At 70.4% G+C, this 24,427-nt stretch carries 24 protein-coding genes; 11 read left to right on the plus strand and 13 right to left on the minus strand.

Going from position 1 to position 24,427, the window contains the following annotated elements:
• Position 1: 1 nt before the first annotated feature.
• The 4 genes from AC07NX_RS11000 (at position 2) to AC07NX_RS11015 (ending at position 6,323) form a co-directional block, all read left to right on the plus strand.
• Positions 2-1,267, plus strand: coding sequence for an SGNH/GDSL hydrolase family protein (locus tag AC07NX_RS11000; RefSeq protein ID WP_494641769.1), 1,266 nt, complete (start codon positions 2-4; stop codon positions 1,265-1,267).
• Between the two features lie 406 nt (positions 1,268-1,673).
• The gene (locus AC07NX_RS11005) at positions 1,674-5,453 is read left to right on the plus strand and encodes a LamG-like jellyroll fold domain-containing protein (RefSeq protein WP_494641770.1); all 3,780 of its coding nucleotides are present in this window, start codon (positions 1,674-1,676) and stop codon (positions 5,451-5,453) included.
• 51 nt (positions 5,454-5,504) lie between these two features.
• Positions 5,505-5,708, plus strand: a complete 204-nt coding sequence (locus AC07NX_RS11010) for a hypothetical protein (RefSeq protein WP_028037776.1) — start codon at positions 5,505-5,507, stop codon at positions 5,706-5,708.
• 336 nt (positions 5,709-6,044) lie between these two features.
• Positions 6,045-6,323, plus strand: coding sequence for an HU family DNA-binding protein (locus AC07NX_RS11015; RefSeq protein ID WP_028037777.1), 279 nt, complete (start codon positions 6,045-6,047; stop codon positions 6,321-6,323).
• A gap of 176 nt (positions 6,324-6,499) precedes the next feature.
• Here the strand turns inward: AC07NX_RS11015 and AC07NX_RS11020 are convergent, their stop codons facing one another.
• Together AC07NX_RS11020 and AC07NX_RS11025 are read right to left on the minus strand one after the other, a co-directional pair.
• Entirely contained in the window at positions 6,500-7,333 is an 834-nt protein-coding gene (locus AC07NX_RS11020) for a LytR/AlgR family response regulator transcription factor (protein WP_494641773.1), read from the minus strand.
• The gene (locus AC07NX_RS11025) at positions 7,330-8,388 is read right to left on the minus strand and encodes a sensor histidine kinase (protein ID WP_494641775.1); all 1,059 of its coding nucleotides are present in this window, start codon (positions 8,386-8,388) and stop codon (positions 7,330-7,332) included. The genes AC07NX_RS11020 and AC07NX_RS11025 overlap by 4 nt, the downstream gene beginning before the upstream one ends.
• A 181-nt stretch (positions 8,389-8,569) precedes the next feature.
• On the opposite strand from AC07NX_RS11025, the gene AC07NX_RS11030 reads away from it, so the two are divergent.
• The 4 genes from AC07NX_RS11030 to AC07NX_RS11045 are packed head-to-tail and all read left to right on the plus strand — an operon-like array spanning position 8,570 to position 10,946.
• Positions 8,570-9,010: a MarR family transcriptional regulator gene (locus tag AC07NX_RS11030; RefSeq protein ID WP_494641777.1), complete on the plus strand. Its 441-nt coding sequence runs from the start codon at positions 8,570-8,572 to the stop codon at positions 9,008-9,010.
• Positions 9,007-9,495 carry a hypothetical protein gene (locus tag AC07NX_RS11035; RefSeq protein WP_494641779.1) on the plus strand — a complete coding sequence of 163 codons (489 nt, stop codon included), beginning with the start codon at positions 9,007-9,009 and terminating at the stop codon, positions 9,493-9,495. The genes AC07NX_RS11030 and AC07NX_RS11035 overlap by 4 nt, the downstream gene beginning before the upstream one ends.
• A 9-nt stretch (positions 9,496-9,504) precedes the next feature.
• Positions 9,505-10,197, plus strand: a complete 693-nt coding sequence (locus AC07NX_RS11040; RefSeq protein ID WP_494641781.1) for an aldose epimerase family protein — start codon at positions 9,505-9,507, stop codon at positions 10,195-10,197.
• A gap of 53 nt (positions 10,198-10,250) precedes the next feature.
• Entirely contained in the window at positions 10,251-10,946 is a 696-nt protein-coding gene (locus AC07NX_RS11045) for a phytanoyl-CoA dioxygenase family protein (RefSeq protein ID WP_494641782.1), read from the plus strand.
• Here the strand turns inward: AC07NX_RS11045 and AC07NX_RS11050 are convergent.
• From AC07NX_RS11050 to AC07NX_RS11065, 4 genes are read right to left on the minus strand one after another with little or no spacing between them, the layout of a single operon-like run.
• Positions 10,943-11,893, minus strand: coding sequence for a helix-turn-helix domain-containing protein (locus AC07NX_RS11050; RefSeq protein WP_494641784.1), 951 nt, complete (start codon positions 11,891-11,893; stop codon positions 10,943-10,945). The genes AC07NX_RS11045 and AC07NX_RS11050 overlap by 4 nt on opposite strands.
• Before the next feature lie 11 nt (positions 11,894-11,904).
• A complete protein-coding gene (locus tag AC07NX_RS11055; protein WP_494641785.1) occupies positions 11,905-12,981 on the minus strand; it encodes an acetamidase/formamidase family protein in 1,077 nt (358 codons plus the stop codon).
• Between the two features lie 12 nt (positions 12,982-12,993).
• The gene (gene ygiD / locus AC07NX_RS11060) at positions 12,994-13,788 is read right to left on the minus strand and encodes a 4,5-DOPA-extradiol-dioxygenase (protein WP_494641787.1); all 795 of its coding nucleotides are present in this window, start codon (positions 13,786-13,788) and stop codon (positions 12,994-12,996) included.
• Positions 13,785-15,005, minus strand: coding sequence for an aromatic ring-hydroxylating oxygenase subunit alpha (locus AC07NX_RS11065; protein ID WP_494641789.1), 1,221 nt, complete (start codon positions 15,003-15,005; stop codon positions 13,785-13,787). Before AC07NX_RS11065 ends, ygiD begins: the two co-directional genes overlap by 4 nt.
• Before the next feature lie 276 nt (positions 15,006-15,281).
• Here AC07NX_RS11065 and AC07NX_RS11070 point away from each other — a divergent pair, with 276 nt between their 5' ends.
• From AC07NX_RS11070 to AC07NX_RS11080, 3 genes are all read left to right on the plus strand, one after another.
• Complete coding sequence (locus AC07NX_RS11070) at positions 15,282-16,136, plus strand: TauD/TfdA dioxygenase family protein (protein WP_494641864.1); 855 nt, start codon at positions 15,282-15,284, stop codon at positions 16,134-16,136.
• A gap of 147 nt (positions 16,137-16,283) precedes the next feature.
• Positions 16,284-17,105: an oxidoreductase gene (locus AC07NX_RS11075; protein WP_494641791.1), complete on the plus strand. Its 822-nt coding sequence runs from the start codon at positions 16,284-16,286 to the stop codon at positions 17,103-17,105.
• A gap of 10 nt (positions 17,106-17,115) precedes the next feature.
• On the plus strand, positions 17,116-17,601 hold the full coding sequence (locus AC07NX_RS11080) for a VOC family protein (RefSeq protein ID WP_494641793.1): 486 nt from the start codon (positions 17,116-17,118) through the stop codon (positions 17,599-17,601).
• Positions 17,602-17,616: 15 nt separating this feature from the next.
• Here AC07NX_RS11080 and AC07NX_RS11085 read toward each other — a convergent pair whose 3' ends face one another.
• From AC07NX_RS11085 to AC07NX_RS11115, 7 genes are all read right to left on the minus strand, one after another.
• On the minus strand, positions 17,617-18,810 hold the full coding sequence (locus AC07NX_RS11085) for a M23 family metallopeptidase (RefSeq protein ID WP_494641795.1): 1,194 nt from the start codon (positions 18,808-18,810) through the stop codon (positions 17,617-17,619).
• A 52-nt stretch (positions 18,811-18,862) separates the two neighbouring features.
• Positions 18,863-19,723, minus strand: coding sequence for an NAD-dependent epimerase/dehydratase family protein (locus AC07NX_RS11090; RefSeq protein WP_494641797.1), 861 nt, complete (start codon positions 19,721-19,723; stop codon positions 18,863-18,865).
• A gap of 136 nt (positions 19,724-19,859) precedes the next feature.
• Positions 19,860-20,672 carry a TauD/TfdA dioxygenase family protein gene (locus tag AC07NX_RS11095; RefSeq protein WP_494641799.1) on the minus strand — a complete coding sequence of 271 codons (813 nt, stop codon included), beginning with the start codon at positions 20,670-20,672 and terminating at the stop codon, positions 19,860-19,862.
• 13 nt (positions 20,673-20,685) lie between these two features.
• Positions 20,686-21,180 (minus strand): flavin reductase family protein, encoded by a 495-nt coding sequence (locus tag AC07NX_RS11100; protein WP_494641801.1) that lies wholly within the window; start codon positions 21,178-21,180, stop codon positions 20,686-20,688.
• The gene (locus AC07NX_RS11105; protein ID WP_494641803.1) at positions 21,177-22,568 is read right to left on the minus strand and encodes a zinc-binding metallopeptidase family protein; all 1,392 of its coding nucleotides are present in this window, start codon (positions 22,566-22,568) and stop codon (positions 21,177-21,179) included. The genes AC07NX_RS11100 and AC07NX_RS11105 overlap by 4 nt, the downstream gene beginning before the upstream one ends.
• Before the next feature lie 145 nt (positions 22,569-22,713).
• The gene (locus AC07NX_RS11110; protein WP_494641805.1) at positions 22,714-23,361 is read right to left on the minus strand and encodes a cysteine hydrolase family protein; all 648 of its coding nucleotides are present in this window, start codon (positions 23,359-23,361) and stop codon (positions 22,714-22,716) included.
• Entirely contained in the window at positions 23,358-24,422 is a 1,065-nt protein-coding gene (locus tag AC07NX_RS11115) for an LLM class flavin-dependent oxidoreductase (RefSeq protein ID WP_494641806.1), read from the minus strand. The genes AC07NX_RS11110 and AC07NX_RS11115 overlap by 4 nt, the downstream gene beginning before the upstream one ends.
• Positions 24,423-24,427: the final 5 nt, after the last annotated feature.

Here is a 24,427-nt window from a genome sequence, read left to right on the forward strand (position 1 = left end):
CTTGGATATCGGAAAACGGACCCTGGCCGGTCTGGCGATCGCGCTGTCGATCACCGTCGCCCCTCTCGCGACCGCCTCCGCTGCGCCGGCCAAGGCGCCCGCGACCCAGCGCTGGGTGGCCTCCTGGGCCTCGGCCCAGATGGTCCCGGCGGCCAAGGACGCCCTGCCCGCCGCCGAGGTCGCCGACGGCACGCTGCGCCAGACCCTGCGGCTCAGCACCGGCGGCGGCAAGATCCGGGTGAGGCTGTCCAACGCCTTCGGGACCGAACCGCTGAAACTGTCGGGCGTCCACGTCGCCCTGGCCGCCGCGCCCGGCTCGGCCCGCATCGACCCGGCCAGCGACCGCCCCCTGGTCTTCTCCGGCCGCCCGGAGGTCACGATTCCGGCCGGCGCCGAATACCTGTCCGACCCGATCGACTTCCCGGCCGCCGCCCTGGCCAACCTGGCGATCACGATCCGCTTCGACGGCGCGCCGCCCGCCCAGCAGACCAGCCATCCCGGCTCGCGCACCACCTCGTGGTTCGGGGCCGGCGACCAGCTGGCGGCCGCGGAGCTGACGGGCGGCAAGTCACTGGACCGCTGGTTCCAGATCTCGGGCGTCGACGTGCTGCGTCCGGCCGGCGCCAGCCTGGTGACGTTCGGCGACTCGATCACCGACGGCTACGGCGTCACCACCAACGGCAACAATCGCTGGCCCGACATCCTGGCCGCCCGCCTGCAGGCCGATCCGCGCACCCGGGGCGTGGGGGTGCTGAACGCCGGCATCGGCGGCAACCGCCTGCTGCTGGACGGCCTGGGCCCCAACGCCATGGCCCGCTTCGACCGCGACGTGCTCAACCAGGCCGGCGTGAAGTACGTCATTTTGTTGGAGGGTGTGAACGACCTGGGCGTCCTGACCCGGGACCAGCCGGCCAGCCCCGAGGCCCACGCCGCCCTGGTGACCCGGATGACCGTCGCCTACGACCAGATGATCCGCCGGGCCCATGACCGCGGGATCAAGGTCTATGGCGCCACGGTGATGCCCTACGCCGGCTCGGCCTATTACCATCCCGACGCCGTCAACGAGCAGGACCGGCAGGCGATCAACGCCTGGATCCGGACGCCGGGCCGCTTCGACGCGGTGATCGACTTCGACAAGCTGATGCGCGACCCGGCCAATCCCAGCAAGCTGGCGCCGGCCTACGACTCCGGGGACGGCCTGCACCCTTCCCTGGCCGGCTACAAGGCCATGGCCGAGGCCGTGCCGCTGGACCTGTTCACGCGCTGATCCGCCCCTCACGGGCCCGGAACCGCTCCAGGGTTGAGATCCATGCTGATCGCGCATGACGAGTAACAAAATCGGCATTGGCCATCGGCGCGGCCACGGACCTATTCTCTCAACCGGGCGTCGTATTCGACGTCCCCTGACCACCCTCTGATCTGGATGGGCGCCGACTCCCCCCTCGGCGTCCATCCCTTTTCAGCGGGCCTTTCCAGCCGCCAGCCCCGTTCCAGGGAACCTCCGCCGCCGGGCTCCCGCGAGCGGTCGGACGGGACGGCCCGCCGGACAGGGACAAGGCCCGCGAAACCCTCGTCGGTCGCAACAAACCTGCAATGTCCAGCTCTTAGCGTCGCGCTGAATGACACCGGTTTCCATAACAGACTCGAAACGAGCGCATTCCAGGGAGGGGCGATTGGCCCAGACGCGACGAACCCTCAAGGCCGCGCTGCTGCTGTCGGCCGCGCTGACCGCTGTTCCCGCCTTCGCCCGCGCCGCCCCGGACCAGCCGGGCGACAACGGCCTGCTGTTCCACCTGACCGGCGACAAGGGCCTGACCGCCGACGTCGCCGGGGGCGCGGCCGCGCCGAACTTCGCCGACAAGGTCACGATCAGGAGCGATCCGGTCCACGGCCCCTATATCGAGGCGGCCGGCGAGGAGACGCTCAGCTGGATGGCGTCGGGCAACATCTACGCCCAGCGCGGCACGCTCAGCTTCTACTGGCGAGCCCGCGATCCGATCGGGACCACGCCCTTCCCGCTGTTCCGCGTCGGCTACGCCGACCACACCAGCTGGGACATGGCCTGGCTGCGCATCGACTGGAACGGCAAGGGCTTCGACGCCTTCGTCACCGACGACAACCTCGCGCGGATGCGGGTCGGCACGACCGCGGCGCCGCCCCGACCCGACCAGTGGATCCTGGTCACCTTCACCTGGGACGAGGCCAAGGGGATCGCCCTCTATATCGACGGCAAGCCCGTCGCCTCGAAAGCCCAGGCGGCCGCCCTGGACGCGGGCCTCGACCAGTTCGGCCCGCACAGCCGGGTGATCTCGCCCCACCAGGTGCAGAGCGCCTACCAGTTCATCCGCGGCGGCGACGTCGACGACATCCGCGTCTACGACCGCGCCCTGGACGCCGCCGCCGTCACTGGCCTGGCCGCCGGCCGGGAACCGCCGCCAGGCGCCGCGACCACCGACGCCAGGACCTGGCTCTATCGCTACGGCTGGAACCGCCCGACCGACCCGCCGCCCTATCTGGCCGACGCCCGGACCACCATCCGCAAGGTCGAGTTCACCGACCAGTTCGACCTCAAGGAGCGCATGAGCCTGGGCTCGGACGGCATCGCCGAGACCACCTGGCCCGGCGTCTACAACCGCTCGAAACTGCCCGGCCGCCACGACTATTTCGAGCTGCCCGACTGGAACGTCTATGTCGAGGGCGGCAAGGCGATCACCTTCACCCTCCCCGACGAGCCTTGGAACCGCCTGGAGTTCCAGGGCGCGGCCCATGGGTCGCTGACCACCATCGACGGGGCCGGCAAGGAGACCCCGCTGGCCCGGCGCGCCAAGGGCGAACTGCGCACCGTCAACCAGTTCGCGGCCCTCAGGGGCGGCAAGCTGCGCTTCGACAACCTGGTGCAAGAAACCCCGATTCAGGAACTGGCGGCCTACAACGTCGCCGCCGCCGCCGAGCCGGACGAGTTCACCCTCAGCTACGTGGTGCGCCCAAGCGTCGATCCGACGGCCTATCCATCGCTGGACGCACTTGCGACCTTCGTGAAGGGCCGGCGCCCGGCCGGCGAGCGGACCATCGTGGCCGCCCTGCCCGCCTCCGCCCCCAGCAAGCCGCGCACCGACGTGGCGGCCACGCCCGGCCTGCCGATCGTCCACGTGCTGATCCCCGCCGACTTCCGCCAGGCCCGCCCCGGCGGGCCGGTCGGCAAGTTCCAGTACGGCTGGCAGGGCGCCGACCTCGGCCTCGACGGCGTGGCGATCGACATCCCCGCCCTGAAGGTCAAGGCCACCCACGGCGACCTGTTCCCGCTGAACATCAAGGTCAAGGATCCCCTGTGGCCGGGCCGCGACCTGATCGACGTCAATGTCTCGGTCAAGCCGGGCGAGGCCCGCACGGTCTATCTCGACACCCGCGACCGTCTGCTGCCGGAGGGCCGGAGCCTGTATCTGAGCCTCGCCGGGGCCGGCGCCGACTTCGACGCCCGGCAGCTGGACGGCATGGCCGTGCGCCTGAAGTTCAAGCCCTCGGCCGACGCCAGGGCCGAGCATGTCGCCGACCGCCTGGCCCAGGCCCGCGACAATCTGGCCTTCCTGGTCGAGGAGCGCGACGTCTCCAAGCGCCTGGCTCGCTACCAGCGACTGGACCTGGAGCTGTCGGACCTGCTGCGCGTCGATCCAGGCAACCGGCACGGTCGCGAGATGTGGGCCGAGCTGAACCCCGAGCAGCCCGGCCCGCCGATTACCCTGCCGACCGCCCCGGCCGGCGTCCCGAAATGGGCGTTCCTGCAGGTCGAGGACCTCAAGCGGGTGCGCAGGTTCATCGAATGGTGGATCGACAACCGCCAGTCGGCCTATGGCGACTTCGGCGGCGGCATCTCGGACGACGACGACCTGACCCAGCAATGGCCGCCCCTGGCCCTGATGGGCGACATTCCCGACAAGACCACCGCTTCGCTGAACGCCCTGCTCGACGCAGCCTACAGGAACGACATGATCCCGAACGGCCTGTCGCGGATCAAGACCGACGAGCTGCACTCGTACGAGGAGGCGATCAACCTCAAGGCCGAGGCCATGTACACCAGCTACGGCGACCCCAAGGTCGTCGAGCGGATGATGGAGACGGCCAGGGCCTATCCGATCGTCGCCAACAGGGGCGAGGACGGCCACGTCCACATCCTCAGCCGCTTCTTCTCGGCCACCGACGTGTCACGCGACGAGCCCTGGGGCTGGTCGCACCCCTATTCCTACCTGATCCTGCATCCGGGCCTGCTGATCGCCGACTTCAACGGCGATCCGACGATGCGCAAGCTGGTCACCGACCTGGCCGACGGTCACCTGGCCCACGGCCGGCAGGATTCGGACGGGACCTGGCGCTATCCGGAAGACATCAACGCCGCCACCGGCGAGTCGCGGGGCGAGCTGACCGGCAAGGGCCGCGGCAACGTCGCGGCCATGCAGCTGTTCTGGGCCGCCTGGCGGTGGACCGGCGACGAGAAGTACCTGCGTCCGCTGAAGGGCGAGATCGCCCGCCAGTCCGGCCGCGGACTGGACGAGCTGAACAGCGACGTCATCGACATGCTGGGCCTGCGCGCCCAGGCGGGGCCGATGATCAAGGCCATGGCCGACAAGGGCTCGGACGATCCCTTCGTGCTGTACCAGGCCTGGCGCTCGACCGGTGACACCGCCTATCTCGAGAAGGTCTATGGCGACGAGATCACCACCGCCGAGCAGCGGATGTGGATGGTGACCGAGGCCCACTGGTGGTCGGACCGGGTGGAGCTGTTCAGCGACATCCTGCAGCGCTCGCGCCTCGGCGGCATGGCCCTGCGCCGCAACCAGATGTTCCCCGGCCACCTGGTCAGCTGGCGGTTCGATACGCCGACCGCCGCCGAGGACGTCGGCATCCTGGTCACCGGCGGACAGAAAAGCTTCAAGGTCACCGGCTACAACCTGACCCGCCAGCCGTTGCACGCGGTGATGACGGGGTGGGACGTCGCGGCGGGCCAATGGTCGGTGACGCGGGCCGTGGAAGGCGCCGGCGATCCGACGGCCTCGGTCGCCTTCGAGCGCACGGCCGGCCTCGACATGATCTTCGCGCCCGGCAAGACCACGAACTGGGAGTTCACCCTGCAGACCCCCGCCGCCACGCCCGTGACCGAACGCCCCGACCTCGGCATCGGCCGAGACGACGTCGAGGTCGGCCGGTCGGGCCTGACCGTCACCGTCCACAGCCTGGGCGCCAGGCCGGCCCCGGCCTCGGCGGTGGTGGTCGAGGACGCCTCGGGCAAGGAACTGGCGCGGGCGACCACCCCCGTCCTGCCGGCCCCGCTCGACCTGAAACCCAAGACCGCCCGGGTCGCGCTGAAGACCGCCTGGAAGAGCGGCTTCCGCGTCCGCATCGTCACCCCGGCCGGCGCGCCGGAAATCACCCAGCTCAACAATATCGTCACCGCCCCCTGATTTAACCTGGAGACCCCGGAGCGGAGACGCTCCGGAGGCGTTGCTTAGCCCATGGCCGAAACCCTCACCGTACCCCGCGATCTCGTCCAGCGCCTGCGCGCCCGGCTGCCCGCCGTGACGCGCGAGCATCTGTTCGACTGCTACGCGATTAGCGAAACCACCTGGACCAAGCTGCGCGACGGCAAGCCGATCAAGCGTTCGACGCTCGAGCGCATCCTGCAGCGCTATGAACGGTTGCTGGCCCACGCGGCCTGACGCCGGACCGGCGTCGAAGGGGTCCGAAACGCGGTCGGCGGCGCGCCGTCGCGTTCTGCCCCGCCAAGCCCATCACCGGCGCTGATTCTCGAGATTCGCTGTGCGTCTTCGCAGGCGCAAAAACGTTTCGCACCTGCGCTCACGCTTCGTCGCCCCTGGGAGCACGGATCGAGGGAACCCTTTAATGGGTTGATATAGAAGCGATTCTCCGCAACCTGACCCTGGCCCTCTCCCACCGGGCGGGCGCGTTAACCCTCGTTCTCATGATGAGGTGACAAAGCGCGTTCGGCCCGGCAGGGTTGGCTCTCTTTTGATTCCCAGCAGATGAGCTGATTTATGAACGTTTCGGATCTGGTCGACGCCGCCGTGGCCGCCGACGACAAGCTGACCAAGACTCAGGCCAAGGCCATCATCGACGGCGTCTTCAAGTCGCTGACCGAGGCCGCCGTGAAGGGCGAAGAAGTCTCGATCCCGGGCTTCGGCAAGTTCAAGGTCCAGGCCAAGCCGGCCCGCACCGGCCGCAACCCGTCGACGGGCGCCGCCATCGAGATCGCGGCCAGCAAGAAGGTCGCCTTCACGCCGGCCAAGCAACTGAAGGACGCCGTCAACGGCTGATCCCTCGGCGAGCGGCCGGTCTCACCACCGGCCGCTCATCCGGCCTTCCGGCGCGAAAGCCTGAAGCGCCCCGCCCGTCCGGTCCGACCGACGCGGCTTTTCCGGACAGCCCCTGGCGTCCGACGCGGCGGCTCCGCCCCGCCTTCATCTTCACCTTCACCAAGCCAATATCCGGTCTAGGACGGCTCGGACGTCCGCGCCCGTCCAGGCGGCGAGCGGAACAATCGGCGCACCGCGGCGGCATGGCCGCGGCCCACCGGCGGCCGGGCGCCCGTCGACAGCACCACCGTCAGCCCTCCGCCCGGGCGCGGCGCCAGCTGGACCACCCGGTCGCGCCGCACCACCGCCGAACGATGGATGCGCACGAAGACCTCCGGATCCAGCCGCTCGACCAGACCGCGGATCGAACCCCGGATCAGGTGGCTGCGCGGGCCGACGTGCAGGCGGACATAGTCGCGCTCGGCCTCGATCCAGTCGAGGTCGCGCACCAGCACCCGCTGGCTCCCGCCCCGCGCCTCGATCCACAGCTCGGTCTCGAAACCGTTCGCCGCGCCGCGCCCTTCGATCCTCAGGTCGTGGACGATGGCCCTCAGCTCGCCGATCCGCTGTTCGGCGTCGCGGGCCCGGACCTGGGCGCGGGCCCGGGCCAGGGCCTGCGCCACCCGCGCCCCGTCGAACGGCTTGAGCAGATAGTCCACCGCCGCCAGGTCGAAGGCCTGGATGGCGTAGCGGTCGAAGGCGGTGGCGAAGATCACCACGGGACCGTCTCGCGACCCATCGGCCGGTCTGGCCAGGGCGCGGGCCACGCTGATCCCGTCCAGCCCGGGCATCTTGATGTCGATGATCACCACCTGGGCGGCGGTCTCGCGCGCCAGGGCCAGGGCCTGGTCTCCATCGACGGCCGTCGCGACGATCCGCACGCCCTCGACCTCGGCGGCCAGGCGGCGGAGGCGGCGCAGGGCCAGGGGCTCGTCGTCGGCCAGCAGGACGGTCAGGGCCTCCTCGCTCATCCCGCGCGCTCCAGCGGCAGGTCCAGGCGCACCTGGAAGCCCCTCGGCTCGCGCGAACCGCAGGTCAGGGACGCCTGGTCGCCATAGCGGATCTCCAGCCGGCGGCGGACGTTCTCCAGCCCCACGCCCAGGCCCGGCGGCCCGCCCACCGCCCCGGCCCCGTCATCGGTGACGGTGATCGACATCCGGCCTTCCCGATGGGCGGCGACCACCTCGACGACGACCGGCTGGCTGCTGCCCGCCAGGCCGTGCTTGACGGCGTTCTCGATGATCGGCTGCAGGATCAGGTTCGGAACCAGGGCGTCGCCCAGGACCTTGGGCGCGCGCTCGACATAGCGCAGGCGCTCGCCGAAGCGGATCTGCTCGATGGCCACGTATTGCCGCTCGCCGTCCAGTTCCTCGGCCAGGGTGACCATCTCGCGCACGTCGCGTTCCAGCGAACGGCGCAGGAAGCCCGACAGGCCCAGGATCATCTGCTCGGCGCGATCGTTCTGGCGCTCCATCACCAGGGTCGCCAGGGCGTTGAGGGTGTTGAACAGGAAGTGCGGGCTGATCTGGTAGCGCAGCATGCGGTTCTGGGTCTCGGTGGCCAGCACCCGCGCCGCCTCCAGCTTGAACCGGGCCTCGCGCGCGGCCAGGTCGGCGTGCACCGCCATGAAGATCGCCGCCCAGGCCGCGAAGAACCAGAACACCGTGCGGGCGATCAGCATCACGCCCCAGAAGGTCGACCCCGGCCAGCGCGGCAGGATGGCGACATAGACCACGTAGTCGACCACGCCGAACGCCAGCGAGCCCGCCAGCGACAGGGCCGCGACCAGGGCCAGGCGGCGCGCGAACGGCCAGGGGGCCGAACGCAGCAGCAGCGGCCCCATGGCCTGGCACATCAGCGCCCCGACCAGGCACACCACCGCCCGCCGGAACGCCCCGTCCCAGAAATGCGGCGCCTTGGCGCTGACCCATCCCAGGGTCAGGGCGGCGTAGGCCAGCAGCCAGACCCCCGCCGTGGCGATCAGGATCGTCCGGGTCTGCTGCTGGGCGGCCGAAGTCGACGTCATGCGCCATTGTCGCCGCTGGGACGCCGCGCGCAAAGCGCCGTTCGCAGGCGCGGCGGCGCGGTTGGCAGACGCCGGCGCCGTTCGCAGCAGGACGCCGGCCGCTGGTCTCCCGGCGCCTGACAGCCCGGTTCCGGCTGGCAGGATCGATCGGCGAGATCCGCAACCCACGAAGGGAGCCTGGATGACGTCCGAAGCCGTTCGCGTCCACCGCCATGACGCCGTGCTGGCCGCGCTGGAGGCGTTCCGGCGGATCTATCCACCGATCAGCCTGACCAGCGTACGGGTGTTCCTCTATGTGGCCGACAATCCCGGCATCAACGTCTCGACGCTGGCCCAGGCCTGCGGCCTGACCGAGGCCGGCGCCTCGCGCGTCGCCCGCGCCCTGGCCGGGCGCGGCATCGAACGGCCGCTGCCGCCCTCGCTGGGCCTGCTGGACAGCGTGACCAGCCCCATCGACCCGCGCGAGCGCCTGCTGGGACTGACCGAACGAGGCCGGGCCCTGATCGCGCGCATCGAGCTGCTGATCGCCGCCCACACGCCGATCGTGCTGTCCGTCGATCCCGTCGCCCGCCCCGAACGCGTCGACGCCCATGCCGCCCAGACCCATGGAGAGGCCCCGTGACGTCCTCGCCGAAGACCGCGATCGGTCCCGTCGCCGCGGTGCTGGGCGGCGGGCTCACGGCCGCCCTGCTGGATATCGCCTACGCCTTCGTCTTCTTCGGCCTGCGCGGCGTGAGCGCGACCAGGATCCTGCAGTCGATCGCCAGCGGGGTGCTGGGCAAGGCGGCCTACACGGCCGGCGCCGGCGCGGCCGCCCTCGGCGCGCTCCTCCATGTCGCCATCGCCCTGGTCATGGCCGCGGTCTATGTCGCCGCGAGCCGGGGGCCGCCCGCCCTGAACCGGCGGCCCTGGCTCTGGGGACCGCTGTACGGGATCGGCTGCTACCTGGTCATGAACCTTGTCGTGCTGCCGCTGCGGTTCGGCCCGCGACCAGTTCCGCCGTTCGAGGTGCTGGCGGGCGGGTTGGCGATCCACATGTTCGGCGTTGGCCTGCCGATCGCCCTGTTCGCGGCGCTTGCGGCGCGGTCGCCTCGCCCACCCCCTTGATCTCGCCCGATGCGCCGCGGCGAGGCCGGCGTCACCCTGGCTTACACCGCCGCCGACGGCGAAGGCGGCTATCCCGGAACCCTGAAGGTCGCCGTGACCTACACGGTCACCCGCCGGAACACCCTGCGCATCGACTATCGCGCCGTCACCGACAGGCCGACGGTGATCAATCTCAGCCATCATGCCTATTTCAACCTGGCGGGCGGCGGGACCGTCCATGACCAGACCGTCCAGGTGCTGGCCAGGCGCTTCACCCCGATCAACGCCCGCAAGCTGGCGACGGGCCAGATCGCCCCGGTGGCCGGCACGGCCCTGGACCTGCGCCGGCCGGTCCGCCTGGGCGACCGGATCACGGCCGACGACTCGCAGATCCGGTTCGCCAACGGCCTCGACCACAACTTCGTCGTCGACGGCGGCGGGCGCGGCCGGCTGGTCCCGGCGGTGCGCATGGCCGACCCCGCCAACGGCCGCACCCTGGAGGTCGCCACCACCCAGCCGGGCGTCCAGCTGTTCACCGCCAACAGCTTCAACGGAACCCTGAAGACCCCCGACGGCCGCCCGTTGGAAAAGGGCGCCGGCCTGGCCATCGAGACCCAGCACTTCGCCGACAGCCCCAACCACCCCAACTTCCCCTCCACCGTGCTGCGGCCGGGCGAGACGTTCAGGCAGACGACGGAGTTCCGGTTCGGCGTGCGGAAATAGGTCGCCGGCGCGCGACGCCTTGCGAAGACCACGGCCAGGCTCTAGGGAGCGCCATGAGCGACCTCCCGACGCCCACCAAGGTCGGTCCGCCGGCGGCGGAACAGGCCGCCGCCCTGGATCGCGACGGCTATCTCCTGCTGCGGGGCGCCGTGCCGGAGGCCTGGCGCGACGCCTTGCGCGCCGCCTTCGACGCCGGTGTGGGAGGCGATGACCAGCGACCCGCGCCCCGAGCCCCGGACTGGCGCCACGCCCTGGTCGACCTCGATCCCGTCGTGCAGCGGACCTGCCGCCTGCCCGCGCTGCTGGCGGCGGCGGGCCGATTGCTGGGCGGCCCCTTCTTCCTCTGCCAGGTCGAGGGCCGCGAACCGCTCCCGAACGGCGGCCATCAGCGCCTGCATCGCGACGGCGTCGGCCAGCACGCCGTCGCCGCCCTGGTCTTCCTGGACCCCTATGGGCCGGACAACGGCGCCACCCGCGTGGTGCCGCGCCATCTCGACCCGGGCGGTCCGGGCGGGGCGCCGGACGAGGCCCTGTCCCTGGTCCTGAAGGGCGAGGCCGGGGACATCCTGGTGTTCGACGCCGACCTCCTGCATGGGGCGACCCGCAACCGTTCCGGCGCGCGGCGGCGTTCGTTCCTGTTGAGCTTCATGCCGGAGCGCGATCGCGCGGTCCAGGACGCCTGTCGCGCCGTCCGCGGGGTGCGCATGGACACGCGCGAGACGTTCGTCCCGTGGACGGTCGAGACCTAAGCGGCCGCCGCTTGCCTGAACTCCCTGGGCGACACGCCGTACTGGTCCCGAAACGCCCGGCTGAAATGAGCCGAGCCGTTGAAGCCCCAGCGGAAGCAGATCTCCGAGATCGACAGCCGCGCGTGCTGCGGGCTGGCCAGGTCGGTCCGGCACCGCTCCAGCCGGCGCGTGCGCAGGTAGTGGCTGAAGGTCTCGTCGGCGCTGGCGAACAGCTTCTGGACGTAGCGGGGCGAGACCCCCTCCTCGTCGGCCACGCGGCGCAGCGACAGGTCCGGGTCCGGCAGCAGGGTCTCGATGGTCTGGCACAGGCGCTGGAGATGGGCCGTCGGGGCGCCGGCGTTCGCGCCCAGCACGTCGGTCGTCGCCCCGCCCTCGACCAGGCAGATGGCCAGGAACTCGGTCAGGGCCAATTCCACGGGCCGCAGTTGGTCGACGGTCAGGTCCTCCAGCCCCTCGGCCGTGGCCCGCAGCAGGCCGGACAGGATGTGGCTCACCCCGGTCGCCGCCTGCAGCCGCCCCACCCGCAGGCTGACGGGCGTGATCAGGCGATGGTCGAGGGCCACGCGCGGGGCGCGGACGAACATCAGCCGGCAGCGGGTTTCCAGCCGCAGGGCCGCGGCCTGGCCCGTCGGGCCGTAGGCGATGTCGCCGGGGACCAGCTCCTCGGCCAGGTCGTCGGTGACCAGGGTGGCCGCGCCGCTCAGCAGCACCGCCAGCCAGACCGCGGCCGGCTGGCCGGTCAGGCGTCCGGAGATCGCCTGGGCCCCGGCCTCGACCAGGGCGAACTCGATGCCCAGGGGCGAGGTCAGGCAGACCACCGAGGCGCTGGCCGGCTCGGCGTCGGACAGGCCCTCGATCGGCAGGCCGAGCCGGTTCATCGCCGCGCGCCAGGCCTCGGCCCGTTCGGCGCGGGGATGGCTGTCGGTGCTGAACGACCAGGCCTTCATGGCGGGATCCTCTAGCCTTTCATCCTGGGGAAGATATCGCGGGGGATGCGCACGTGGCAGCCCTGCTTGCCGTCGACCACCTGGGTGACGCCGAAGTCCGAGGCCACGCTCATCAGCGAATAGGCGTCGTTCCGCGACAGGCCGACATGATCGGACAGAAGGGTCAGCATGTTCAGCGAGGCGTCCTTCATGGCCACGTTCAGATCCTCGTGGAAGCCATGGACGATCCACCACTTCGGGGTCTCCAGCAGGGGTCCGGGCGCGACGAAGTCCTTGCGCAGGACGATCTGCATCAGGACGTTCAGCGAGCTCTCGATGGCCGTGCCGGAGATCTCGCCGTCGCCCTGGCTGACATGGGGATCACCGATCGAAAACAGCCCGCCCTCGACCTGCACGGGGTAGTACATCGTCGCCCCCGCCCCGATCCGCCAGTTGTCGATATTGCCGCCATGGGCGCCGGGCGGGATGGTGCTGACCCGCCCGTCGACGGCGGGCGCCACCCCGGCCGTGCCCAGGTGCGGGCGGGCGGCCACCCGCACGCCGCCCAGGGCCGGCTGGCGATCGCACTCGGGACAGTGGGTGATCGTGCCCGGGATCAGGTACTTGCCTTCGAAGTCGTAGGCGTAGAGGGCGCTGGCGGTGTTGGTGTTCTGATCCAGCTCGTAGATCGTCACCCGCTCCTTCTCGCCGAACTCCTTGTAGAGGTAGCCCCAGTTGGCCGCGAGGTTGGAGCCGTAGTTGTTGCGCGGGACCATGCGCAGATAGCGCACCTCCAGCACGTCGCCAGGCTTGGCGTCTTCCACGAAGATCGGGCCGGTCATGATGTGGACGCCGGGATTGCGGTCGTCCTCGGGGATCTCGGTGAAGATCCGGGTGACCGCCTCGTCCATCATCAGGTCGGGCGCGTCGCCGGCGTGGTGGGTGATCGCCTCGGCGCTGACCAGGTCGCCGCTCTTGATCCGCAGGGCCGGCTTGATCGACGGGTCGAAATAGCCCCAGTGCACCGTCGCGGGGGTGGCGTTCAGCGTATGCAGGGCGGTGGGCAGGACGTCCGGGCGGGTCTGGCCGGGTTCGCAGATGAAGGGCATCGGGATCTCCGGTCAGGCGGCGGGGGCCGAGAGCGTGACCGAGGTCATGCTCAGCGAGCCGTGCTCGATGTGGTCGGGGGCGAAGCTGGCCACGTCGCCGGGCAGGCGCGCGCCCAGCACGTAGAGCAGCGGCCAGTAGTGGTCGGGGGTCGGGACCGACCTGGCGGCGTCCTGGCCCTGGGCGGCGAAGTTCACCGCCCGCTCGGGCGCGTCGTCGACGATGGCCTGCTTGATATAGTCATTGAACCTCTGGGACCAGTCGTAGGGCGCGCAGTGGCGCTCGCCCCAGTTCATGGCCGGCAGGTTGTGGACGATGTTGCCGGTGCCGACGATCAGCACGCCTTCGTCGCGCAGCGGGGCCAGGCGCCTGGCCAGCTCGAAGTGCCATTCCGGCGGCTTGGTCGCGTCCATCGAAAGCTGGACCACCGGCACGTCGGCGTCCGGATAGACCTTGCTCAGCACCGACCAGGTTCCATGGTCCAGGCCCCAGGCCTGCAGGTCCAGCACCACCGGCTGGGGCGCCAGCAGGTCCCTCACCCGCGCCGCCAGCTCGGGTGAGCCCGGGGCCGGATATTGCACGTCGAACAAGGCCTTGGGGAAGGAAGCTCCGAAGTCGTGGATGGTGCGCGGAGCGGTCATGGCGGTGACGGCGACGCCCTGGGTCAGCCAGTGGGCCGAGACGCAGAGGATCGCCCTGGGCTTGCCGAACGCCGCGCCCATGGCCCTCCAGGTCTTGGTGGTGTCGTTGGTCTCCAGGGCGATCATCGGGCTGCCGTGACCGAAGAAGACGACGGGCGCCCGGCTCATGCGGCGACCTCCGGCCCGATGGCGGACTGGGCGGCCTTCATCGCGGCCCAGGCCTTCTGGTAGCGCGGCGCGAGCCAGCGGTTGAACTGCACCTGCGCCCCCTCCTGCCACGAATAGCGGCCGCGCACCGCGAAGCGCGAGCGCAGGCCCACCTGGACCAGTTCGTCGACATGCATGTCCTGGGCGATGATCTTGCCCGCCGAGGTCATGATCATCTCCAGCCGCTCCTCGAAGCCGGGGGTCTCGGTGGCGCCGGGCGCGACCAGCAGGCCGGTGTCCTGCTCCATGGTCTCCGGGCCGGTCGGCCGCAGGATCAGGTAGATCACCATGTCGCTGGTCATCACCAGCGACAGGGTCGGCGGGATGTTGGCGAAGGTGGCGCGGTTGCGGTCCTCGTCGGTCAGCTTGGGGAAGATCGGCAGGACCGCCTTCTGGGTCGGGTTGAAGCTGACGTCCGGATGGGTCGTGCCGTTGTAGCGCAGGAAGCCGGCGTCGCCCTCGGCCGCCTCGGGGAAGCTGCACAGCTCGCTGGGAATGAAGTCGTGCAGCGGGCCGCGATGCAGCTTGTTGGCGTGGTAGCCGTCGTTGTTGTTCTCGAACATCACCTTCCAGTTCCAGGCGAACTGGCCGGTCATCGGCGGGCTCAGCCCCTCGGCGTTGGCGAGGTCGTAGTTGGCGACGGCGGCCTCGACCGCCTTCAGGCGCGGGGCCAGGGCCGGCGCCTCGGCGTCGAAATTGATGAAGATGAAGCCCAGCCAGACCTCGACCTTGAAGGCCGGCAGCCTGACGGCCTTCTTGTCGAAGCCGCAGGCGCGCTCCATGGCCGGGGCGTTCACCAGGTCGCCGTTCAGCGAATAGACCCAATGGTGATAGGGGCAGACGAAGCCGCGGGCGTTGCCCCGGCCCTCGGCCACCAGCATGGCGCGGTGCTGGCAGACGGCCGACATCGCCTTGATCTCGTTGGAGCGGTTGCGGGTGATGACGATCGGCTCGCCGACGATCGTGGTGGTGAAGTAGTCGCCCGGTTCCTTGACCCAGTCGACACGGCCGACGCACAGCCATTCGCGGCTGAACAGCGCCTCCTTCTCGAAGGCGTAGAAGGCCGCGTCGGTGTAGCAGGCCGGCGGCAGGGTCTCGGCCGCGTCGACGTCGAGCGTCGAGCGCGACAGGCCGTCGAAGAAGGCGTCGTTCAGGGAAAAGGCGGGCGTTGGGCCCATGGCGCTGGCGCTCCTTCGAGGGATCGATACGAAGGCTAGGCCCGGCGCGCCCACCGGTCTTGCACCAGCGCGCACGATAACTTGGCCATCGCCCACCCCCGGTGGCGTCGCCGCCGGGTTCTCGGGCGGAAATGAGCAAAAGTCGCGCAAGGTTCGCGCATCGCCGACTGGCCGGGACGCGCGCGGAAAGCGATCGGGCGCGTAGGGGAAAGACGCGTCTTCGGAGGGCGCCTAGCTTCAGGTCCAGACAGTTTCCAAAGGACCACGCCCGTGGACATGACGCTCGCCGACGACCTGACGATCTCGGAACTGAAGCCCGGCTTCGGCGCCCGCATCCACGACATCGACCTGCCGTCCGCGTCGGACGCCGAGATCGACAAGGTGGTCGCCGCCTTCCACCGCCACGGCGCCGTCGTGCTGCGCGACCAGGTGATGGCTCCGGACGACCTGATGCGCTTCATCGGCCGGTTCGGCGAACCGGAAGACCACACCCAGACCCGCTTCACCCTGCCCGGCTATCCGAAGATCTTCATCCTCAGCAACCGCGTGGTGGACGGCAAGCCGATCGGCGCCCACAACGACGGGGTCGGCTGGCACACCGACTACAGCTACAAGCCCGAGCCGGTGATGCTGACCATGCTTTATGCGGTGGAGGTGCCCGACGAGGGCTCCGACACCCTGCTGGCCGACGGCTGCGCCGCCTGGAACGCCCTGCCGCCGGAGAAGCAGGCCGAGCTTTCGCCGCTGCGCCTGCACCACAGCTACAAGCACTTCATGGCCACGCGCGAGTTCGGGGCGCAGATCCTGTCGCCCGAGATGGCGGCGGCCAATCCCGACGTCGACCACCCGCTGATCCGCACCCATCCCGCCGACGGCCGCAAGGCGCTGTGGCCCTCGACGGGCACGGTGACCGAGGTGATCGGCAAACCCGGCCCCGAAGGCCTGGCCCTGATCAACGAGCTGGTCGAGTTCATGACCGGCGACGACTTCGTCTATCGCCACAAGTGGGCCAAGGGCGACCTGCTGATGTGGGACAACCGCTGCACCCTGCACACCGGCACGCTGTACGACGACACCAAGTACTTCCGGACCATGCATCGACTGTGGGTGAAGGGCGACAAGCCGTATTGAGCCCTTCTCCTTTCCCGCACCTACTGTTGTCATCCCGGAAGCCTCGTAGAGGCTGTCCGGGACCCAGGGCCGGCGCGCTGCGGTGGCCCTGGGTCCCGGCTCTTCGCTTCGCTACGGCCGGGATGACAACGAAATTGAGAGCGTAAGATGACCCAAACCTGGCTGATCACCGGCGTGTCCGGCGGGCTCGGGCGCGAGATCGCCCTGGCGGCCATCGCGCGCGGCGACGTCGTGTTCGGCACGGTCCGCAAGGCCCAGGCCGCCGAGGCGTTCGAGCGGCTGGGCGGCCGCGCCCTGGTGCTGGACGTCACCGACGAGGCGGCCGTCCGCGCGGGCGTCGCCCGGGCCGAGGCGGCGGGCCCGATCGACATCCTGGTCAACAACGCCGGCTACGGCCTGGTCGGAGCGGTCGAGGAAGCCTCGCTCGACGAGGTCCGCGCCCAGTTCGAGACCAATGTGATCGGCCCCCTGGCGATGCTGAAGGCGGTGCTGCCGGCGATGCGCGCGCGCCGCGCCGGGCGGGTCATCAACATCACCTCGGTCTCGGGCCTGGCGGTCTGGGCCGGCACTGGGGTCTATTGCGCCAGCAAGTGGGCGCTGGAGGGCCTGACCCAGACCCTGGCCGCCGAGGTGGCGGAGCTGGGGATCAAGGTCACCAATGTCGCGCCGGGAGGATTGCGCACCGACTTCGCCGGCGGCTCCAAGGCCGTCGTCGCCACCAAGATCGCCGACTATGACGGCCTGGCCCGCGACGCCGAGCGGATCATGGCCGACCACGCCGGCCACGAGCCGGGCGATCCGGCCAAGGCGGCCCAGGCCGTCCTGCGCATCGCCGACGAGCCCGCCCCGCCCCTGCATCTGCTGCTGGGCGAGGACGCGCTGAAGTACGCCGGCTACGCCGCCGCCGGCCTCCAGGCCGATATCGACGCCTGGAAAGACCTGACCCTGTCCATCGGCTACGCCAAATAAGGGACCGCCCGTGACCAACACCCTGATCTTCGTCGACCTGGCCTCCGACGACCCGGACGCCGCCGGCAAGTTCTACGCCGAGGTGTTCGGCTGGGAGAACGACGCCCGCCCCAAGGGCGAGTACCACCGCATGGTGCCCGGCGGCTTCTTCAAGAAGAGCGACGGGACCGACAGCGAGATCGGCAACCTGCACCTGGGGATCTTCAAGGCCGCCAACGCCCGCCCCCATCCCGACCCCGCCGGCGTCGAGCCCCGCCACCTATCGGCCGACGGCCGCAAGCCGCGGATCTGGGTGCTGATCGGCGACGACGACAGCGCCGACCGCATCCTGGCTGCCGCCGCGGCGCTGGGCGCCGCCCTGCTGTGGCGCGACCACTACTGGGCCGAGTTCAACGGCTACAACCATGCCTTCCGCGACCCGTGGGGCAACGAGATCGTGCTGTGGGGCAAGGCGGGCGCGAACCCCGAGATCCCGGCGGCGTTCACGCGGGAATAGACCACCGCGTCACGGTCACCGGAACTCCAGCACGTCTCCGTCCAGCGGCGTCTGGTCCCGCCGCGCCGACGCCGGGCCGAGCAGGACCTTCGTCGTCCGGTCCAGCGCGCCGCTGATGCCGACCGCGCCCAGGCGGTCGAAACGGTCGATGACGAAGGGCAGGCCCTCGGACTCCTCGAAGGTCGGCGCGTCGGTGACCTGGAAATGCAGGTGGGGCGCGTTGGCGGCGCCCGACTGGCCCAGGCGCCCGATCACCGCGCCGCGCTTCACCCGGTCGCCGGCCTTGACGGTCAGGCTGCCGGGCTGGAGGTGGGCGTAGGACACGAAGACCCTGGGCGCGATCTCCAGCACCACGAAATTGCCCATCAGCGACCGGGTGGTCAGCTCGGCGGGCGTGGGCGGGCTGGTCATCGGCCTGTTGTCGGGCTTGCCGTCGCGGGCGTCGCGCACCACGCCGTCGGCCACGGCCAGCACCGGCGCACCGAACCCCGCCCAGTCGGCGCTCGCCGACTCGGTCAGCTTGTCGAGGTCGGCGCGCACGGCGTGCCCCGTCCCGTCCAGCCCGAAGAAGTCGATGGCGTAGCGCTGCGGGATGGTGACCCGGCCGTTGGCGGCCACCAGGCTGCCCCAGTGGTGGGACAGGTGATTGCCCGGCCCCTCGTGGGCCAGCCAGCGCCCCGCGCCCAGCGGCGGGCCGATGACGATCGGCGGCGTGGCGTCGACGGGCGTGCGAACCCCGTCGACCTGTTGCTCCGGCCCGGCCTGGGGACGGAACTCGAGTTGATGGCGCAGGATCCTCGGCGGCTTGGCGCCGGCCGGCAGGCCAAGCCACAGGAACAGCACCACCCGCTCGCCGCCCTGGACCGGAACACCGTCGCGCGCCACGTCGGCCGGATGGGCCAGCAGGTCGTTGACCTGGGCGTCGACGAAACTGGCCAGCGGCGTGGCGTCGTCGTCGGCATAGACGCTCACCCGCCGCAGGGTCAGCGGGCCGGTGTCCTTGTAGACGTTGCTGACATGCAGCTCGTAGGCCAGGTGGGTCACCCCATCGCTGGCGACCGTCGGCCGGGGCGGCGCGGGAGCCCGGACCTCGACGGGAGCCTGGGCGAAGACCTGGACGGGAGGAGCGACCGCGGCCCCGGCCCGCGACACCGCGAGCAGGCCCAGGAGAACCACGCCCAGGCAGGCGAGAAACCGACACGACTTCACCGGCGCTGCTCCCGACCGCTCCCCCTGTTTTGAAAGGCGACCAGGCGGCTTGTCAAACCGGGGCGCCGGGGGTCGGGGCCCGGAGGCGTCCGTCCTCGACACGATCCGGCGCGCCCACGAAGTCCCTGGCGCAGTACCAGCCGCCCTGGAACGGCGCGGCGACCGGGTCTTCCGGACCGGCGGCCAGGATCGCCGCGCTCCAGGCCTCGGCGTCGTCCTGCGGCGCGTAGCCCAGGAACGCGGCTTCCCGATTGTCCCAGAAATTCCGGGTGTTGGCCGAAACCCCGTAGACGACGGCGTAGCCGAAGTCGCCCGCCTCGACGCCGCAGCGGACCAGCTCGACCATGTCACGCGGACTGATCCAGACCGACAGGTGGCGCGGCTCGGTCGGCGCCGCGCGATAGGCGCCGATCCGCAGGGACAGCACCTGCAGGCCGAACTTGTCGGCGTACATCCTGCCCATGGCCTCGCCGAACACCTTGCTGACGCCGTAGTAGCTGTCGGGGCGCGGGACCAGGGTCTGCGCCGTCGGCGTGTCGCGGCGATGGAAGCCCGCCGCATGGTGCGAGGACGCGAACAGCACCCGCTTCACGCCCGCCAGCCGCGCCGCCTCGAACAGATTACGGACGCCGATGATGTTGGCCGGCAGCACCTGGGCCCAGGCGTCGGCCTCCGGCTCGACCGGCACGCCGGCCATGTGGATCACCGTGTCGACGCCGGCCATGGCGGCGACCAGCGAGGGGATGTCGAGCAGGTCGGCGCGGACGGCTTCCTCGCCCTGCCCGGCCGGCGTCATCGGCGCGATGTCGGCCAGGCGCATCAAGCCGTAGCGACGGGCCAGGCCCTGGCGGATCGCCGAGCCTATGCCGCCGGCCGCGCCGACCAGGAGGATGCGATGGTTCCGCGGGTTCATGCGATGTCCCCAAGGGTTGTCATCCCGGCCGAAGCGCGGCGTAGAGCCGGGATCCAGGTGAACCGCGCCGCATCCGCCCAGTCCCCTGGGTCCCGGACAGCGCTGCGCGCTTCCGGGATGACAACCGATATGAAGCCTAGAACGGCCGGTCGCCCGCCACCGTCACCCGGTAGCCCGTCCGCGTATCCGGGAAATAGTCCCAGATCGCCTGGTGCCAGGTGCAGCGGTTGTCCCAGAAGGCCACCGAGTTCTTCCGCCAGCGGAAGCGCACCTGGAAGTCCGGGTTCGAGGCGTGCTGGTAGAGGAAGTTGAGGATCGCCGTGCTCTCGGCCTTGGACACGCCGGCGACGTGGGTCGTGTACGACGGGTTGACGAACAGGCTCTTGCGGCCGCTGACCGGATGGGTGCGGACGATCGGATGGGTCGAGCAATTGTACGTGCGGTCGATGTCCGGGAAGATCGCCTTGTAGACCGGATTGGCGTCATGCACCGCCGATAGCCCCTCCAGATAGGCCTTCATCCTGTCCGACAGGGTCTCGTAGGCCGCGTACATGCTGGCGAAGCAGGTGTCGCCGCCGTCCTCGGGCAGGACCTTCATGTAGAGGATGCTGCCCAGGGGCGGTTCGGGGTCGCAGGTCAGGTCCGAGTGCCAGTTCTCGCCGGCCACGAACTTGGAGTTGGCGTCGGCGTGGATGGCGACGATCTCGGGATGCTCGGGCAGGCCCGGCACGCCGGAATGGATGGCCAGGTTCCCGAACCTGCGGCCAAGCTCCTTGTGGGCCTCGTGGTCCATCTCCTGGTCGCGGAAGAAGATCACCTGATGCTGGGTCAGGGCCTGATGGATCTCCTCGAACTGCCGGTTGCTCAGTGGCCGCCCCAGGTCGACGCCGAAGATCTCCGCGCCGATCCGACGGGTCATCGGCTTCACGTCGAGTACGTCATAGGTCATGTGAACCGCTCCCTTAGGCGTTGAGAAAGCCGCCGCGCACATAGACGAGCGGGGTCTTGGCTTCGTCGATCGCGACACGCAGGACGCGGCCGACCAGGATCTCGTGATCGCCGCCATCGTGGGCGGCGTGCAGGTCGCATTCGACCGAGGCGACCGCGCCGGCCAGCAGCGGATGGCCGCAGACCCCGGACTCCACGGCGGTCAGGGCGAAGCGGTCGTCGGCCCCGCTCTTGGCGAAGCGCCAGGCCAGATCGCCCTGGTCGCTGGCCAGGATGTTGACGCAGAAGCTCCCGGCCTGGCCCAGCGCCGCCAGGGTGCGGCTGTCGCGCTTGAGGCAGACCATGACCAGCGGCGGGTCCATCGACACCGAGCTGAAGGCGCTGACGGTGGTTCCCACCAGCCGGCCGTCGTGGCGGACGGTGACCACGGTCACCCCCGCCGCGAAGCTGCCCATGGCCTTGCGGAAGTCGTGCGGCTCGGGCGCCAGGTCCCTGACGGCGAGGCTCATGGCTGGGCGTCCCCGAACGGATTGTCGGGATAGACCGCCGAGGCCGGGCGCCGGGCGCTCTCGTCGGGGCTGGCCCGGCCGCAGACGGCCAGGGCCGTCAGGGCGTAGACCAGGGCGCTGTCGACCAGGTCCTGGGGCGTGGGCCGCCAGCGGCGGAAGCCCGTGGTGATGGCCGGGATGCGGTGCATGTTGAACACGTTGTGGTCGCGCCACATGCTGGAATAGACCGGGTTGGCCAGGGCGACCGGATGGCCCAGGCTCAGCTTGGTGGCGTCGTCGACGGCGGCGACCAGCGGGGCCACCTCGCGGGCGTCGGCCTCGAAGCCGTGGCGCACGACCACCGGCTCGATGTCGATGCGGCCCAGGCCCGCCTCGCGGACCATGGCCTCCAGCGCATGCTGGATGTCGGCCACCTTCTGCTTCGGGGTCAGGCCGACCTCGAGATAGAGGTTCACCAACTCGGTGCCGGCCCCGAAGGCGAACGGGATGCCGCCGCGGATCGAGGCGATCTGCGACTTGGGCTGGGCCACCCCGCCGGGGCTGTCGTAGCGGCTGGCCTTCTCGTACGCGCCGCTCCAGGCGTGGATGGCGTCGGTCAGCCTGCCGATCTTGTAGATCGGGTTGGGGTGCTGGGCCGCCGTCTCGGGATGCTCCAGCAGGGGCGTGAACACGCCCTCCCCCCAGACCTGGAAGCGGAACACCGCATAGCCGCACCCGACCCAGGTCAGGCCGAAGTCGCAGCCCTCGGCGGCGATGGCGTAGTCCGGCGCCACCCCGCCGTGGTGGAACAGGTAGTGGGCCCCGATGTCCTTGCCCATATAGGCCACGCCCCGGTGCTCCTCGATCGGCTCGGGTCCGATCTCGCCGGGACAGGCGGTCAGGTACATCTTGCCCGCCAGCTCGTAGCCGGCCGTCTTCAGCGCCTTGGCGGCGATCAGGAAGCAGCTCATCGGGCCGCGATCGTTGGCGATCGGATAGCCGTAGAGCTTGCCGTCCTCCAGCCAGCACTTTTCCCATTCGGGATTGGCGATGGTCTCGGGGGCGTACTTGTAGGCGTCCAGGTCCGGGTTCCAGGTCGGCGCCTCGGTGTCGAGGTGGGCGGTGAACAGCAGGTTCTTGCCGACGCCCTTGCCGCCGTGCGTGCCGATGATGTTGGGCCGCTCAGGCGTGGCCCCGACCTTGCGCGGCGAGAAGCCCTCGCGCGCCATCCAGTCGTGAACGTAGTTGGCGACCTCCAGTTCCTTGCCCGACGGCGCGGGGATGTTGCCCAGGGTCAGGGCCAGTTCGACGAGCTCGTCCTGGCTGATCGCCGCGGCGATCGCGGCGCGGTCCTGGTCGGTGACCTGGTAGGGCGCGGCGGCCCCCAGCGGCGGAAATCCGTCGGCCATGCTCAGGCGTCCTCTACTGAATTGTCATCCCGGACGTAGCGCAGCGAAGATCCGGGACCGCCGGAAGCGCCGAGCTCACGCGTCGGTCCCCGATCCGCGCGCTTCGCGCTTGTCCGGGATGACAGGACTTTGTGGGGGTGAAGGATCATCTGGCCGCCCATGCCGCCGCCACGGCGGCCGTGTCGGTCAGGATCGCGCTGTTCAGCGCCATCACCTTCAGTGACGCCTCATGGATGTCCGCCTCGTAGGCGGCGCAGGCGTCGGCGGCGACGAACACGTGGTAATCCAGGTCGAAGGCGTCGCGGACGGTGCTGTCGACGCAGCACTCGGTGGTCAGGCCCGCCACCACCAGGGTGTCGACGCCCATCCGGGTCAGTTGCATGTCCAGGTCGGTGCCGACGAAGCCGCTGTAGCGGGTCTTGTGGACGACCAGTTCGCCCGGCGCCGGCCGCGGCCCGTAGAACTCGGATCCCACCTGCCCGGCCCGGCACAGGGCCGCGTCGACGTCCGGGTTTCCGCCGCGACGGCGCAGGCGCTCGTTCCACGCCGAGGAGTCGGTCTCGGGCGTGGTCCAGAGGCCGACGAACACCACCGGCACGCCGGCCGCGCGGGCGTCGGCGACCAGCGTGTCGGCCGCCGCCAGGGCCGGCTCGACCACGCCCAGGTCGATGAAGCCGCCCAGCGCCCCGTCCGGCGAGGCGAAGTCGACCTGCATGTCGACCACCAGCACGGCCGTGCGCCCCGGCGCGATCCAGGCGGCCAAGCCGTCGGCCGTTTCCGTCGTCGCGCTCACGAATAGACCGCCCGCAGGCCCGGCAGGATGTCGGCCCCGAACATGGTCAGGCCCTCCACATAGTCCGGGAAGATCAGCATCAGTCCGTCCAGCTCGCAGTAGGTGACGAACTCCTCGATCTGGGCCGCGCAGGTGGACGGCGCGCCGACCACGGTGTGGGTCATGAACGCGCCCTGCTGCCTGGCGACGGTGTCGAGCTTCTCGGCCGGCACGCCCCAGCTGGCCAGCATCGCCAGGATCGCGCCCATGTCGGCCCCGTCCTTGTAGTGCTCGACCATCGCGGCCGCCCTGGCGTCGGTGTCGCCGTGGACCACCGTGCACATGGCGTAGGTCTTGATCGTCTTGCCCATGGCCTCGGCGGCCGTCTTGGCGCGCAGGGAGGCGTCGCGGCGTTCATCGGGCGTGCGGCCGCCGATGAAGCAGGCGTCGGCCTCGCGCACCGAGAACTGGAAGCCGCGATCGGACATGCCCGCGCAGACGATCTCGGGACGCGGCTTGGCCAGCGGCTTGGGCTTGGACTGGCAGTCCTTCATCGTGAAGAACTTGCCCGCGAAGTCGACGCTGTCCTCGGCCCACAGTCGCTTGACGACCGTGGTCCACTCCTCGGTCAGGGCGTAGCGGTCGTCGTGGGACAGGCTGTCGTCCCAGGCGCCCATCTGGTCGAACTCGCCCTTGTAGGCGCCGGCCACGATGTTCAGCCCCGCCCGGCCGCCGCTGATGTGGTCCAGGGTGGCGATCATCTTGGCCGCCACGGCCGGGTTCTGCAGCAGCGGATGGATAGTGGCCCAGATGCGGACGTTCTTGGTGGCCTCGGCGATGCCGGCCATCATCGTCACGGACTCCAGGGCCGTGCCCCAGTGGTCGGTCTCGCCGCCGAAGCCGCGGAACTTGCCCATGGACATCACGAAGTCCATGCCGACCTGGTCGGCGGTGACCGCCGCGGCCCGGTTCTGCTGGTAGAGGCCGTCGAGGACCGGGGTGGTCTTGGAGATGATCCAGCCGCCGTTGGCGACCGGCAGGAAGACCCCGAAGTCCTTGTGCTTGGATGGACTGTGGAACATGGCGC

It is taken from the genome of Caulobacter sp. GW821-FHT09A05 (genome assembly GCF_059418465.1).